The following is a 13,770-nucleotide window of genomic DNA, read 5'->3' as shown; positions in this document are numbered from 1 at the left end:
AAAAGAGATAAAGGAGGAGGTTGAACGTTTTTTTTTCAAAGAAGAGAACGCAAAAGGAGTTCCCCTACCTCCCGCGGGGTCCGGAGTTTTTTTAAAAGACAATACCTTAAATGGCCTTTACCCAACCCCTTTTCACCCAAAGCAAAAAACCCCTTACAAAAGTATTTTAAATTTTTTGGGAAAAAAACTTTAAATTTGGGTTTTTTATTTACAGGTTTTTTCCCCCCCCCCCCCCCAAAAAACGACAATAGGTTATGGATTTAAGGAGCTAAAAACGCCAGTCCTTTTTTAGATGAAATAGGGCAAAAACAATACGATTAGGCTTAAGTGAATTTTGCTCAAATATCAAGGCCGGTCATGATTGTCAAGCACAAAGTTTGAGCAGAGTGGAAAGTGGCATTTTGCGATGGTGTTGAGCTAGCAAGTGCGAATAAAAGCACGAATGCAATTTGTAATTTAGTAGTAAGTTTTTGTGTTTGAAAAAGACGGAGCGAAGGAGGATGCAAGCAAGGCTAGTTTGATCGGAGCACAAATCGCATAATGGTTTTAAAAATAGTTTTGTTTGATCTGGAATAGGATGCGCCATGGGGCATCGTAGGCTCTGTGTGTGAGGTAGATCCTGCAAAGATGGGGTTGCGGCAGATGCACTAAATGACTTTTTTATTTTATTTTTTTGATTTTGTTTAATGTGCCAAGAAAGCAGAGTCAAAAAGCGCGCCACACTAAAAATTTATTACATCATGCAAGTAAGCCAAGAATCCAGATTTCACATATTATTTACCCCCTACTTTTTCATCACCCTTTTCATATCCGCTAGGCGCTCGAGCGCGGCGTTTAGCGTGCTTTCTTGCTTGGCGAAGTGAAAGCGTATGCATCGATGATTTGGCTCGCTGAAAAAGCTAGAGCCCGGCACCGCGCCCACGCCCACCTTTTCAGCCAGCGCATAGCAAAATGCCACATCATCATCCCAGCCAAACTCGCTAATATCCACCAGCGTAAAATACGCGCCTTGCGGCTTGGTGTGCGCGATTTGCAGGGATTCTAGCCCGTTTATAAATGTATCGCGCATGGAGGTGTATTTCGCGCGCAGATTCTCATAGTAGCTTTGGGGGAATTTTAGCCCCGTTATCGCCGCTTCTTGCAGCGGTGCCGCCGCGCCGATAGTCAAAAAATCATGCACTTTATGCGCGCAAGAAATAATCTCTGGCGAGGCAATAAGATAGCCTATGCGCCAGCCTGTGATGGAGTAGGTTTTGGAAAGCGAGGAGCAAGAGATAGTGCGCTCAAACGCCCCTTTTAGCGACGCCATGTAGGTGTGCGTGTGCGGCGCAAACACGATGTGCTCATACACCTCATCCATGATGATATACGCATCATATTTTTGCGCTAGGAAAAGTATGGATTCTAGCTCCTCGCGCGAAAATACCTTGCCACAGGGGTTTGATGGGTTGCAGACGATGATGGCTTTGGGGCGCTGCTTGAAAGCATCCTCCAGCGCGTTTGCATCAAAGCTAAATTCTGGCGGGATGAGCGGGACATAGATAGCCTCCGCGCCGCTAAGCAGCGCATCTGCGCCATAGTTTTCATAAAAAGGGCTAAACACGATGACTTTATCGCCCTCCGCGCAAATACTCATCATCGCCGCCATCATCGCCTCTGTCCCGCCGCAAGTGACCAAAATATTCTCCTCGCTGACATCTATCCCCATGAAATGCCGCGCTTTGGCGGCTAGGGCTTGGCGGAAGTTTGGCGCGCCAGAGGTTATGGCGTATTGGTGTGGGCCTTTTAGCGCGATGTCGCTTAGCGCCTCGCAAAGCTCGCGCGGCGGGTCAAAATCCGGGAATCCTTGTGAAAGATTTATCGCATCATGCGCTAGGCAAATGCGCGTCATCTTGCGGATGATAGATTCTGTGAAATGCTTGGTTTTGGGGTTTAGTGGTTGCATAAACAGCCTTTGTGTTGGGATTTATCTAAATGATTTGCGCGCCTTCTACAAACTATAATTTGGAAACCATAATCTTGAATCCATTCTCGAATCTCAAATCTTAAATCTCGCGCTTGGCAGAATCTAGATTTTGCCTTTTTGGATTATTTTGGCTAGATTTATTTTGCTAGATTCTTTTGCCTGCGTATTCTAGCGCGGGTTAGATTCTACAAAAATAAAATACAGAAAATAAAGCGCATAAAATAAACAAAAGCGCAAAAAAACAAAACGCAAAATAAAAGCGCGCCAAAATGCTAGAATTTAAAAATCTTGGATTCTAGATTCTGCAAAATATAGAATCCACAAATCCAAAATTTTAGAAGCCGGAATCTCAAAAATCTAAAAGTCTAAAAAATCCAGAATCCAGAATCCAAGTCGTGTCAAATCCGCAAGACTTTTTGCCAGAATCTAAAATCTAAAAATCTAAGCCGCCCTAGAATCTACGCCATATCCGCCGCTCTCTCTTGCGCCATTTTTTCCACCTCGCTTACAAACTCTTCTAAAAGCGCGGATTCTGGCAGTTTCTTTAGCACTTCGCCCTCTTTGATTATCATGCCCGATTTGTGCCCAAAAGCGATAGCGATATCCGCGTGTTTCGCCTCTCCTAGCGCATTTACAGCGCAGCCCATCACACTTACTTGAAGAGGGGTTTTGATATGTTTTAGCCTAGATTCTACTTGTTTTACCATGCTTACAAGGTCTGCTTGTATGCGCCCGCAAGTGGGGCATGAGATGATGGTGATGCCTTGCTTTTGGCGCCCGCTGTATCGCAGTATCGCGCGCGCTAGGGCTATTTCTTGCTCGAGCTCGCCTGTGATAGAGCAGCGCATCGTATCGCCTATGCCCTCCATCAGCAAGCCCCCAAGCGCCATGGATGACTTGATAGTGGAGTGAAACATCGTCCCAGCCTCCGTGACGCCTAGGTGAAAAGGATAAGGCACAAGCGGGCGCAGCGCGCGATAAGCCGCCATAGTGCGCTCGACATCGCTAGCTTTTAGCGAGATTTTCATATTGGTAAAGCCAAAATCCTCCAGCAGCTTGACATTATAAAGCGCGGATTCTATCATGCCTTTTGGCGTGGCGCCATATTTCTCATCAAACTGCTTCTCCAAACTCCCGCCATTTACGCCTATGCGGATGGGGATGCCTCGCGCGTTGCACGCATCAGCGACGGCTTTTATCTTTTCTTTGCTGCCGATATTGCCCGGATTTATGCGGATGCAATCCACCGACTCCGCCGCGATGAGCGCGTATTCATAGCGAAAATGGATGTCAGAGACTAGCGGCAGAGGCGAGACTTTGCGAAGCTCTTTTAGCGCGTGCGCGTCTTTGAGATCGCTCACCGCCACGCGCACGATGTCAGCGCCCGCGAGTGCTAGTCTATCAAGCTGTGCTTTGGTGGCTTCTATGTCGCGCGTTTTGGTAAATGTCATGCTTTGCACCGAGATTGGCGCATCGCCGCCTATTGCCACATTTCCCACGAAAATCTGCTTTGTTTTGTAGCGCGGTTTTAGCGTGGATTCTGGCATGATATTGGTTTGGCTTAGATTCTTATCTGTCGTGTTTTGCGTGTTTGTCGTGTTTTGCATATTTTGCGAATCGCTCATTCGCGCATCCTTTCTATGATTGTGATTTGTGCGATAATCAAGCTTGGCATTATAGCACAGCCAAGCGATTTGCGCGCTAGATTTGGCTAAAATGGCAGAATCTAAAAATGCAAATTGGCGCGAGATGTGCTAAAATGTCAGCCAAACGACTAGAATCTAGCACAAACACAAGGGAATCTCAATGCATGAATACTCTGTCGTGAGCGCGCTTTTGGAGCAGTGCGATTTGTATGCCAAAATAGAAAATGGCAAGCGCCAAGATGATTGGCGTGAAGATGACAAACGCGAAGATGATAAGTGTAAAGATGATGGGCGCGAAAATAGCGCCAGCGCCCAGCCGATGATTTATATCGATGAAGTGATAGTGGGCGTGGGCGAGCGCAGTGGTATAGAGCCAGCACTTTTGCAAAGCGCGTTTGAGGCGTTTAAGGTGGAGAGCGAATACGCCAAAAATGCGCGCCTTACCTTACAAATCGAGCCAATCACGCTAGAATGCCTAAAATGTGGCGCGCAATCTATCCCGGAGAACCAAAACTACGCGCTTTGCCCGCGATGTGGAAGCGAGCGCGTGAGTATCATAAAGGGGCGCGATATGATGCTTTTGCGCCTAGAGATGAGCGAAAAAGGCGTGCCAGATGAAAGCGCGCCAAATGGTGCGAGCGCGGCAGCCAAAACAAGCGAAGCAAGCAAAATAAGCGACAAAAGCGCGCCACAAGCGCAAATAAGCAACAAGGAGGCGCGATGAATACGATAGATTCTAAAGAATTGCTAAAAGATATCATCAAAAAATCAGATTCTATAAGCATCGATGAGATACGCGAATGCTGGGAAATCACAGGCATCATCGATGACAAACGCCAATCGCTCCAAAAAGAGTTTGACAGCTACAAAAAAGAAATCCTCGCCTCGCAAAAAAAGCTAAAAGAGCTCCGCGCGCAAGAATCCGCGCTAAAAGATGAGCTAAAAATACTAGAATCCAAAAAGGGTGAGATAAAAGAAGAAATCGCCAAACTCCGCAACGACCTAAGCGTGCAGCAAGCGATAAACAACAGCAAAAAAGACAGCATCGATGTGCAGCAAGCGCGCAAATCTATACTTCCGGGCGCTTTGAAAAGTGTGGAAATTTATCTAAAAGATGGCTCTATCGCCAAAGCAAAGCCAGCGCAAAAGGTGTTTGGCGAGGATGTGTATAAAAAATATCGCGTCGAGCTGAAAGAAAATCGCACGCTAAAAGCCGAGCTCTCCAAAATCGAGCTAGAAAACAAGCGGCTAAATATCGAGCTGCGCGACTTTTATACAGAGATCGCACTTGAGGGCATGGGCGCGCTAGAATCTGAAAGCAAGGATTCTAGTGATGAGGTCAAAAAGCCGCAGGATATGGTGTTTAGCGATGAGGATTTGAATGATTTCAAAAAGATGCTAAAGGCTAGCAAGGAGGCCAAAGAAGCCAGAGAGGCTAAAGAAAATAAAGAAAAGCGCGATAAAAAGCGCGGTGGGAAATAGTGGGGCTTGGAAAAATAGCGGGCTGTGGTGGTAAGTTATTTGCTGCCAGCCTGCGCGGAATCCGAAGTAGATTCTGGTGCAGAATCCTCCAGCGAAATCCAAAAGCAAAATCCAAAAATAAAATCCAAAGTGGATTCTGGCGCAGAATCTAAAGCAGGATTTGAGGCAGAATCCAGAGCGACATTTTAAGCAGAATCCAAAACAAATCCCACCAAACAAATTTAGTAAATCAGACAAATTTGGCAAATCGGACAAAATTCGCAAACTAAACAAATCCAACAAAAGGGCGCACTTGGCATTTTATAGCTTGATGCTTATATTTTTAACTTCGCTAAGCCTATCACTCGGGCATTGCATCGGCATGTGTGGCGGGATAGTCATCGCATACAGCGGCTTCAAGCGCCCGCGCTGGTGGGGGCATCTGGCGTATAATGTCGGGCGGTGGTGCAGCTATGTGGCTATTGGCGTGGCGTTTGCGCTACTTGGCAAGGCGTTTGCGATTAGCCATTTTTGGCGCAGTGGCGCGTCGCTCATTGTTGGGATTTTGCTTGTTTTGTATGCGATTTGTTTTGCGTTTTTTCCCAAAATCCTGCGCGCTATCGAGCCTAGCAAGATTGGTTCTTTTGGCATGCTTTCAAGGGCTTTTGGCAAGCTTTTGCGCTCGTGCTCTTGGCTTAGTTTTTTTGGCATTGGCGTGATAAATGGCTGGCTGCCTTGTGGATTGGTGTATTTTTTTGCGCTAAATGTGCTAAATGAGCAGATTCCAGAGCAGATTTTGAGCTGGAGTGCGGGATTTTCGCCGATGGTTCTTGGTGCGCTTTGGGCGGTGGCGGTGATGAGTGCGTTTTGGCTTGGCACGCTTGCACCCATGCTTAGCATCGGCGCGCTTGGAAGCGTGCTTAGCAAATACAGAAAAACGCTTTTTGTGATAAGTTTTTTGTTTATGCTAGGACTTGGCTTGCTAAACATCTATGCAGGACTTGCTAAAATCTAGGCTTTGAATCTGGATTTTATATGCCTATGCGTATTTATGTAGAATGATTGGAATTTTAAATCCTCGCAGCAACAGACAAAAAACTGGATTCTAGTCTATTTTGCCTAGCAGATCTTTTATCGCTTGGCGTTTTTGTGGATCTTTTTTGTAGTCTTGTGAGATGTTTTCTAGCGCAGCAAAAATATCTTCGAAATCCTTTGGATTTTCGCGCCTATACTCCAGCACCAAATCCAGCGCCTCCATAGCAGAATCCACTTTTGTCGAATTATCTTTGGCGCTAGATATGATGTCTGCTTTTGCCTTTATCTTGCGCGCGAGATTAGTCAAGCGATAGATTTTGCCTATCTCCCACAATCTTGCAAAATGCCCCAAAAGCTTCACTATATCAAAAATATTTTTTATAAATTTAAACAACTCTTCTTCCTCCATTTTTTGGAATTTTTCTAGGGTCATTTGGAGTCCTTTGGGTTAGTCTATTTGGCCAATGCCTGCGGGCATGCAGGCGCGCCCAGAATCTAATCTAGCGGCATAATAATATAGAATCTAATCCAAGCTAAGCGTAAGACTTGCCAAAGATGCAATAAGTGCTACAATGCTAATAATCATCGGCAGCTTGCTCAAAGCGCCGCGTATTTGCCCTACTTGCTGATAAAGGTCATTTATGGAGTTTGTATTTTGTGAGATTCTCTGCTCTTGCGCATCATCGATTTGGCTTTTTTGCTCTAGGCGTTCTAGGATTTCCTGCTTCCTTGCTTTTAGCTGCTCGATACTCTCGAGATTTATTTGGATTCGCTCGGCATTGGATTGGATTTGTTGTGATTGTCTTTCATCCAAATCATCTTTTTCATCCAATCGACTTTCTATAAATTCCAATTCCTTTTTTGTCTCCATTCTTTGGGTAATCATATTTCCTATGGTAGATTGAAGCTGCAAGGCAAGCTCCTTTTTCTTGCCTTTTAGCTCTATCATCTCACCATCTCTACCCTCAAATCCATTTGCCATAGCTTCTGATAGCAGCATATATGCAGCCATAGACATTTCATAAGAACTTGTAAAAAATTTGATAGTTTCTTGTTGTATTTTTGCTATAAAACTAATTGCTTTGTTGGTCTCCATTATCGCTTCAGTATTCAGTCGAGCTTGCTTTTCTGCTCCAGTTGTTGTGCCGGGTAACATTTCCCATATTTTCGTTCCAATCCCCCTATCCGCATGCGCTGTGGCTTTTCTTGTAAAATTTTCAGACTCTTTTAGCGCATTTTCTGCCTGTTCTAGCATATCACATATTACTAGTCTTGTTTCCTGTATGATTTGCAGTTGCTGGTTTGAGTCAATTTTGCCCAACTCTTTTTGCGCGAAATTTACGATTTCTGTTGTGGTTTTTGTATCCATTGGATTCTCCTTATTTGGTATTGAGATTTTTTAGCAATTCATTATTGCGAGCGAGCACTTCATCAGCATCAGCATGGCTATCCTTTAGATTCTGCAAGCTAGAATCCATGCGCTGCACAGAATAGCTAAAATGCTGCACTGACTTTATCGTCACTGATTGCACATGCTCGATAGCATCATCAAATACTATTAGCGTTTGCGCGATTCGATAATCCCTAATCAAACCGCTTTGCCCCATCATCTTGATTTGCAGATTTGCTATTTTGCCCTCACTTCGCAGTTTATCCATGAAATAAATCGCAATAGTCGTAAGCAACCCGCCAGCAAGAGCCGTAAGTGTAACAGATAGCGGGTCGGCAAAAGGAATAAGCAAAGGCAAAGAAGTTGTGATAAAACCCTTCACTACTTCAGAAAATCCCAAAAATATCGCGCCTATAAGTCCCGCTGTGATTATTTTTAGTGCTTCATAATACGCATCATCTTTTGATAAGCCTTCTGGTGGGTTTATGATGGTTTTTATCGCTTGACATAGTGAAACAAAGCCAGCGCGAATGATCGCTGTCATCTTTTTTAGTGTAGTGGCAAAAATATTTATCGCAAACACCACAATATTTGATAAAAATGCCATGACCCCAGCTTCAATAGACCCAGTAAATATTTCTTTCCATTTTGCCTTTATATCTTTTATGATGGCAGACATTCTTTCTCTGAAGCGATGGAAAATCTCTTTTAGGCTTTCATTCCCTCTATTTTGAAATGTAGCTCTAAGCTCTATAAAAAGCCCTTGTATAAACTTCGTCATCACAATGCCAACAGCAGACCACAAAGCCATCTTTGCTGCATCTTTTGCACCTGTCTTAAGAGCTTCTTTAATATGGTTTGCTGCTTGTATAGTAAGCTTTATCCACTTTAGAATCTATCTCTTTTTTGGATTCATCATACTGCCTTCTAAACTCTTCATCATTGATTTCTTTTTGCTTATCGAGCTTTATCTGCTCTTTTTGCTCGCTTTCTGTGAGATAGCCTCTTTTTTCTTTGACTCTCTTAAGTTCTCTTATGCGCTCATCTCTTCTTGCCAAAAATTCATCAGCAGTTTTTGCTTTTTTAGACATATTGAGTGATGCATCAGTCATTTTGAGGTTTGATTCTTTATTGGCAAGACTTAGACCGTCCGCTTCTGCTAAAACCCTAGCCCTATCATCATGTATTGTTTTTGCGGCTACTATATGGTCTAAATGCGTTTCGGTGTTTGGGTCAAGTGTTTTGCCTGTCATATAATCTTTTAGCCTACCTTCTTCTTTTAACTCTCCTTGCTTTTTATTTATCTCCTTGTATTTTTCATGTGAGTGATATTTTCTAGAAATATATTCTCCTCGATTTTCATAAGCTCGCTTTTCTTTTTCATTGGCATAAATACCTTTTCTGACATTACGCGTAGTATTTACATTTCCGCCATCTTGTGCGTCCAATACCCAGCTCCCCAAGCCAAACTGCCCTAGCACCGTATCAAGCACATTTTTCTCGCAAAGTTCCAAAAGCTTTTTGCCTTGCTCTTTTGGCATTTGAGATTCTAGCTCTTCCATCTCTTTTAGCGCATTTTCCAAGCCTGTATCGATATTTATGCGCAGCGCCTCTTTTTTGGATAGTGCTTCTAGCTCGACTTCCACCTTATCAAAATCATTGTTTGATAAGTCGATGCGTTCAGCATCTTTGGTGTCTATATGTTCTAGGACTTTTTCCATATTTTGCTCCTTTGCAATAATTTACTCTCGTTTTTGTTGCATATTCAAATTTTAGATTCTGCCTTAACTTGCATTTGTGGGTTATCTTGGCTTTTTGTATATCTAAAATTGATGCAAACATAATCAGCGAGATTTTATCTGCCAAACCATAAAAAATCAAAAAAAAAAAAACGATTTTTTTGAAATATTTTTACGTAATTGATACTAAAAGAAACAAAATTTAGTATAAAAAGCAAGCAAAGAAAATATTTAAGATAGGGCGAAAAAATGATAAAATAAGGAAAATGCATTTAGTAAAACGCAGTGAAGTTTTTGCCAAACTATGATAAACAAAATCGCAAAATTAGCTAAAATCTATAATATGGGTTGTTTGGATTCTGCAAAATCGCTAGGATATATCAAAAACATAACCCCAGGAAAGGCATATATGAAAGAAGTCAAAAAGGCTGTGTTTTTTGATAGAGATGGCGTGATAAATAGGGACTTTGGCTATGTTTATAGGCAAGAGGATTTTGTGTTTAATGAGGGCATTTTTGACCTGCTAAAATTTTGCAAAGAAAAGGGCTTTTTGCTTTTTGTCGTCACCAACCAAAGCGGCATCGCGCGCGGATTTTACACCACGCAAGACTTCAAAACGCTAAGCGCATATATGCAAAATGAGCTAAAAAGAAAGCTTGGCTTTGGCTTTGATAGCATTTATTTTTGCCCGCACGATCCCAAAGAGGACTGCACCTGCCGCAAGCCAAAGACAGGCATGATAGAGCAGGCGAAAAAAGATTATGATATAAAGCTTGGCGATTGTTTTATTATCGGCGATAAAATTAGCGATATACAAGCTGGGCAAAAGGCGGATATAAGGTATAAGATTCTCGTGGGCAAGGCGCCAAAAGAGCAGGTCGCTGGCATATCAAACCTGCATATCGTGGCGAATACCAAAGAGATAAAAGAGGTGATGAATGGGATTTTGCAAGCGTGATATGCAAATCTGAAAATTGCGAAGGTAAAAATTGCGAAGGTAAAAATTGCGAGGGTAAAAATTGTGAGGGTGAAAATTGCGAGGATGAAAATTGCAAGATTAGATTCTTGGGATTTAGATTCTAGCGCTAGAATCTAAATTTTGCTAAAATCTCGCAATGCAAAATATCGCGCATCACGCAAAAATCCAAAACAGCAGAATCTAAAACCAAACAAGGAGCACCAAATGAGCGACAAAAACAGCGCGCCAAGCACCCACGCAGGCTATATTCCTTCGCCAAATATCCCAAAAGATAGGCTACCAAAACTGGAAGGCAAAACGATACTAATCACCGGCGGTGCTGGATTTATCGGAAGCTCGCTTGTAGCGTATTTCAGAGCGCATCATCCGGGCGCGCGCATCATCGTGCTAGATAAATTCCGCGATGGCACATTTTTCCCAAGCGGCAATCCCTCATCACTCGGGCATTTCAAAAATCTCATCGGCTTTGATGGCGATATTTTGGCACTTGATATAAATGATGGGCTAGAGATGCTAGAGGCGCTGCATTTTGATTATGTTTTCCATGAGGCAGCCGTCTCTGACACCACGCTAGAAAACCAAAAACTGATGATAAAAACCAATCACCACGCGTTTTTGGAGCTTTTGCATATCACGCTAAAAAAGGGCGCGCGCATGATTTATGCAAGCTCGGCTGGCACCTATGGCAACACGCCAGCGCCCAATCGCATAGGCTTTGGCGAGGAGCCAGAAAATATCTATGGATTCTCAAAGCTTGCGATGGATAATAGCGTGCGAAAAATTCTCGCGAATGAGCCAAGTGCGCCAATCATCGGGCTAAGATATTTCAATGTCTATGGCGCGCGCGAGTATTACAAAGGCAAAACGGCGTCTATGATTTTGCAGCTTGGCTTGCAGGCGCTAGAATCCAAAAAGGTGAAGCTTTTTGAGTTTGGCGAGCAGAGGAGGGATTTTGTGTATATCGATGATGTGGTGGCGGCAAATGTGCTGGCGATGAGCGCGCCAAAGGGCGGAATCTATAATGTCGGATCTGGCGTTAGCAGGAGCTTCAATGACATCATAGCGATTTTACAAAAAGAGCTAAGCGCGCTCGCAAAAGCAAAAAATTTGGCGGATTTGGGCGATTTTGAGCTAGAATATATTAAAAATCCTTATAGCTTTTTTCAGACGCATACGCAGGCGGATTTGTCGCTTAGCAAGGCAGAGCTTGGCTATGAGAGCGCGTTTAGCCTAGAAGAAGGCATAAAAGCGTATATCCCAGAGATTTATAGGATTTATGAGAATCTAAAAGCGCGCGGGAAATAGCACAAACCCAAGCAAAACACAAAGGACAAACATGATAAATCTTCACAACAAAGCCCCAAAGATTCTAGTGATTGGCGATTTGATGGTGGATCATTATATCTGGGGCAAATGCACGCGCATCTCGCCTGAAGCGCCCGTGCAAGTCGTCAATGTCAAGGACGAAAACAACCGCCTAGGTGGTGCTTGCAATGTAGGCGCAAACCTAAGCTGCCTTGGCGCAAAGGTAAGTATGTGTGGCGTGATAGGCGATGATGAGTTTGGCAAATGGCTTATACAAGAGCTAGATAGGCTCCAAATAAATGTCAATCACATAATCCCTGTAAAATCGCGCCCCACCACGCAAAAAAGCAGAATCCTAATCGCAAATCAGCAAGTTTTGCGCGTGGATAGGGAAGAATCCGCCGACATAGACAGCGACATACAAGAAGAGATTTATTCTTCCATAGCGCACAAAATGCGCGAGTTTGACGCAGTGATACTATCTGACTATGCCAAAGGCTTGCTAACCCCAGCGCTCACAAAGCGCATCATCGAGCTAGCAAGAAGTGAAGGCAAAATCGTGCTCGTAGATCCCAAAGGCAACGACTATGCCAAATACAAAGGTGCTACGCTACTCACGCCAAACAAGCTAGAAGCCAGCGTCGCCACGCAAATGCCAATAAATAATGATGAGAATCTAAAAGAGGCTATGAAAAAGCTTCAAAAAACCTGCGATCTAAAAATCTGCCTAGTGACACTTAGCGAAGAAGGCATCGCTATCCTTGATAAAAAAAAGCTTGTCAAATCCCCAACCATCGCCAAAGAAGTCTATGATGTCACAGGTGCAGGTGATACGGTGATAGCGGCACTTGGCTTTGCGCTAAGCAATGGGCTAAGTATCTTTGAGGCATGCGATTTTGCCAACGCTGCCGCGGCGGTGGTGATAGGCAAGATAGGAAGCGCGACTGCAAGCCTAAGCGAGATAATCGAGTTTTTGCATAATGGCACTTATGCGGATTCTAAGGTGATCTCACAAAGTGAGCTTAGCGTGCTGCTGCCTTCTTTTGATGATAAAAAGGTGGTTTTTACCAATGGCTGCTTTGATATTTTGCACCGCGGGCACATCTCATATCTGCAAAAAGCGCGCGAGCTAGGCGATATGCTGATAGTCGGGCTAAATAGCGACGCCTCTATAAAAAGGCTAAAAGGCGCGAGCCGCCCTATAATCGCCCAAGATGATCGCGCCGCCATCCTTGCCGCGCTTGAATGCGTGGATTTTGTCGTGATTTTTGATGAGGATACGCCGATAAATCTCATCAAAAGCATCGTGCCAGATGTGCTTGTCAAAGGCGCTGACTACAAGGACAAAGAAGTGGTAGGCAGTGATGTGGCAAAAGAGGTGGTGCTGATAGATTTCATCGAAGGGAAATCTAGCACTAGCATAATAGAGCGCATCAAAAAGGCGTAGTGGAGCTATTGGCGCGCTATTGAGTATTGGCAAAAACTTGCGCGCGGGATTTGTGCTAGAATCTAGATTCTGGAATCCGCCCCGCGCGCGCAAATCGCATAATCACACAAAGGAGCAAACATGAAAGACATAGAATTTATCACTAGCGAAATGGAAGAAAGCATCAAAACGCTAAGCGCCACCAAAGACGCCTTGAAAGACAAAATACAAGAAGCCGCACTCGTGCTAAACAAAGCGCTAGCAAGCGGTGGCAAAGTCATAATGTTTGGCAATGGCGGAAGCGCGGCAGACGCGCAGCATTTCGCCGCAGAGCTAAGCGGGCGCTACAAAAAAGAGCGCAAAGCACTGCCCGGAATCTCCATCACCACCGACACTTCTGCGATGAGCGCGATAGGCAATGACTATGGGTTTGAGTTTGTATTCTCAAGGCAAGTCGAGGCTATCGCAAACAAAGGCGATGTGCTTTTTGGCATCTCCACCAGCGGCAACTCGCAAAATGTGCTAAAAGCCTTTGAAAGCGGCAAAAACATAGGCTGCTACTGCATGGGGCTAAGCGGGCGCGATGGTGGCGCGATGAATGAAAAATGCGACCTAAACCTTATCATCCCAAGCGCCAACACACCCAGAATCCAAGAAGCGCATATACTAGTCATCCACATCCTCTGCGGACTCATCGAAGCGGGGTATTAGGCTCGCAGGCCAAAAACACGCGCTGGTATCTAGCACTGGCTTTGTGTAGTCTTATTTTGAGCTGATTTGATACGCTTTTATACATCAAAATATCATCGATATGCAGTCTAAA

15 protein-coding genes are annotated in these 13,770 nt (G+C 44.1%); 9 read left to right on the top strand and 6 right to left on the bottom strand.

Translation table 11 applies throughout. The features are described from left to right. A partial coding sequence (locus tag BKN38_RS11485; protein ID WP_218117790.1) for a hypothetical protein occupies positions 1-193 on the top strand: 193 nt, incomplete at its 5' end. A gap of 591 nt (positions 194-784) precedes the next feature. Here the strand turns inward: BKN38_RS11485 and BKN38_RS05810 are convergent. Both BKN38_RS05810 and ispG read right to left on the bottom strand, forming a co-directional pair. Next, positions 785-1,945, bottom strand: a complete 1,161-nt coding sequence (locus BKN38_RS05810) for a pyridoxal phosphate-dependent aminotransferase (protein ID WP_066456563.1) — start codon at positions 1,943-1,945, stop codon at positions 785-787. 479 nt (positions 1,946-2,424) lie between these two features. Further along, positions 2,425-3,513, bottom strand: a complete 1,089-nt coding sequence (ispG, locus tag BKN38_RS05805) for a flavodoxin-dependent (E)-4-hydroxy-3-methylbut-2-enyl-diphosphate synthase (RefSeq protein WP_066455179.1) — start codon at positions 3,511-3,513, stop codon at positions 2,425-2,427. Between the two features lie 259 nt (positions 3,514-3,772). Here ispG and BKN38_RS05800 point away from each other — a divergent pair, with 259 nt between their 5' ends. The 4 genes from BKN38_RS05800 (at position 3,773) to BKN38_RS05790 (ending at position 6,088) form a co-directional block, all read left to right on the top strand. Further along, positions 3,773-4,336 (top strand): hydrogenase/urease maturation nickel metallochaperone HypA, encoded by a 564-nt coding sequence (locus BKN38_RS05800; RefSeq protein WP_066455169.1) that lies wholly within the window; start codon positions 3,773-3,775, stop codon positions 4,334-4,336. After that, positions 4,333-5,094, top strand: a complete 762-nt coding sequence (mua, locus tag BKN38_RS05795; protein WP_066455171.1) for a nickel-binding protein Mua — start codon at positions 4,333-4,335, stop codon at positions 5,092-5,094. The genes BKN38_RS05800 and mua overlap by 4 nt, the downstream gene beginning before the upstream one ends. Before the next feature lie 27 nt (positions 5,095-5,121). Continuing rightward, positions 5,122-5,283, top strand: coding sequence for a hypothetical protein (locus tag BKN38_RS11090; protein WP_156528180.1), 162 nt, complete (start codon positions 5,122-5,124; stop codon positions 5,281-5,283). A 103-nt stretch (positions 5,284-5,386) separates the two neighbouring features. Then, on the top strand, positions 5,387-6,088 hold the full coding sequence (locus BKN38_RS05790; protein ID WP_143000220.1) for a sulfite exporter TauE/SafE family protein: 702 nt from the start codon (positions 5,387-5,389) through the stop codon (positions 6,086-6,088). 90 nt (positions 6,089-6,178) lie between these two features. Here BKN38_RS05790 and BKN38_RS05785 read toward each other — a convergent pair whose 3' ends face one another. The 4 genes from BKN38_RS05785 to BKN38_RS10640 form a co-directional block, all read right to left on the bottom strand. Next, positions 6,179-6,541: a hypothetical protein gene (locus tag BKN38_RS05785; protein WP_070957733.1), complete on the bottom strand. Its 363-nt coding sequence runs from the start codon at positions 6,539-6,541 to the stop codon at positions 6,179-6,181. A 90-nt stretch (positions 6,542-6,631) separates the two neighbouring features. After that, positions 6,632-7,477 carry a hypothetical protein gene (locus tag BKN38_RS05780; RefSeq protein WP_066453606.1) on the bottom strand — a complete coding sequence of 282 codons (846 nt, stop codon included), beginning with the start codon at positions 7,475-7,477 and terminating at the stop codon, positions 6,632-6,634. Positions 7,478-7,487: 10 nt separating this feature from the next. Further along, positions 7,488-8,303 (bottom strand): hypothetical protein, encoded by an 816-nt coding sequence (locus BKN38_RS11905; RefSeq protein ID WP_233712841.1) that lies wholly within the window; start codon positions 8,301-8,303, stop codon positions 7,488-7,490. A gap of 43 nt (positions 8,304-8,346) precedes the next feature. Then, entirely contained in the window at positions 8,347-9,219 is an 873-nt protein-coding gene (locus BKN38_RS10640; protein ID WP_233712840.1) for a hypothetical protein, read from the bottom strand. Between the two features lie 322 nt (positions 9,220-9,541). On the opposite strand from BKN38_RS10640, the gene BKN38_RS05770 reads away from it, so the two are divergent. From BKN38_RS05770 to gmhA, 4 genes are all read left to right on the top strand, one after another. Beyond that, positions 9,542-10,195: a D-glycero-beta-D-manno-heptose 1,7-bisphosphate 7-phosphatase gene (locus tag BKN38_RS05770; RefSeq protein WP_233712839.1), complete on the top strand. Its 654-nt coding sequence runs from the start codon at positions 9,542-9,544 to the stop codon at positions 10,193-10,195. Between the two features lie 225 nt (positions 10,196-10,420). After that, positions 10,421-11,521 (top strand): ADP-glyceromanno-heptose 6-epimerase, encoded by a 1,101-nt coding sequence (gene rfaD / locus BKN38_RS05765; RefSeq protein WP_082942415.1) that lies wholly within the window; start codon positions 10,421-10,423, stop codon positions 11,519-11,521. A 31-nt stretch (positions 11,522-11,552) separates the two neighbouring features. Next, positions 11,553-12,968 (top strand): D-glycero-beta-D-manno-heptose-7-phosphate kinase, encoded by a 1,416-nt coding sequence (gene rfaE1, locus BKN38_RS05760; protein WP_066453609.1) that lies wholly within the window; start codon positions 11,553-11,555, stop codon positions 12,966-12,968. Positions 12,969-13,088: 120 nt separating this feature from the next. Continuing rightward, positions 13,089-13,658 (top strand): D-sedoheptulose 7-phosphate isomerase, encoded by a 570-nt coding sequence (gene gmhA / locus BKN38_RS05755; protein ID WP_066453612.1) that lies wholly within the window; start codon positions 13,089-13,091, stop codon positions 13,656-13,658. The last annotated feature ends 112 nt before the right edge of the window (positions 13,659-13,770 follow it).

Origin of the sequence: Helicobacter sp. CLO-3 (assembly GCF_001854545.1) — a bacterium.
Lineage (GTDB): Bacteria > Campylobacterota > Campylobacteria > Campylobacterales > Helicobacteraceae > Helicobacter_B.
The sequence above is the reverse complement of the archived record's forward strand: the minus strand, read 5'-3'. Positions and strand labels throughout refer to the sequence as shown.

Excerpts from the sequence above, each read along its gene's own strand:
- BKN38_RS05770 (WP_233712839.1), top strand. The coding sequence starts at position 9,542 with ATGATAAACAAAATCGCAAAATTAGCTAAAATCTATAATATGGGTTGT.
- mua (WP_066455171.1), top strand. The coding sequence starts at position 4,333 with ATGAATACGATAGATTCTAAAGAATTGCTAAAAGATATCATCAAAAAA.
- rfaE1 (WP_066453609.1), top strand. The coding sequence starts at position 11,553 with ATGATAAATCTTCACAACAAAGCCCCAAAGATTCTAGTGATTGGCGAT.
- BKN38_RS05810 (WP_066456563.1), bottom strand. The coding sequence starts at position 1,945 with ATGCAACCACTAAACCCCAAAACCAAGCATTTCACAGAATCTATCATC.
- rfaD (WP_082942415.1), top strand. The coding sequence starts at position 10,421 with ATGAGCGACAAAAACAGCGCGCCAAGCACCCACGCAGGCTATATTCCT.
- BKN38_RS05800 (WP_066455169.1), top strand. The coding sequence starts at position 3,773 with ATGCATGAATACTCTGTCGTGAGCGCGCTTTTGGAGCAGTGCGATTTG.
- gmhA (WP_066453612.1), top strand. The coding sequence starts at position 13,089 with ATGAAAGACATAGAATTTATCACTAGCGAAATGGAAGAAAGCATCAAA.
- BKN38_RS10640 (WP_233712840.1), bottom strand. The coding sequence starts at position 9,219 with ATGGAAAAAGTCCTAGAACATATAGACACCAAAGATGCTGAACGCATC.
- BKN38_RS05785 (WP_070957733.1), bottom strand. The coding sequence starts at position 6,541 with ATGACCCTAGAAAAATTCCAAAAAATGGAGGAAGAAGAGTTGTTTAAA.
- BKN38_RS05780 (WP_066453606.1), bottom strand. The coding sequence starts at position 7,477 with ATGGATACAAAAACCACAACAGAAATCGTAAATTTCGCGCAAAAAGAG.
- ispG (WP_066455179.1), bottom strand. The coding sequence starts at position 3,513 with ATGCCAGAATCCACGCTAAAACCGCGCTACAAAACAAAGCAGATTTTC.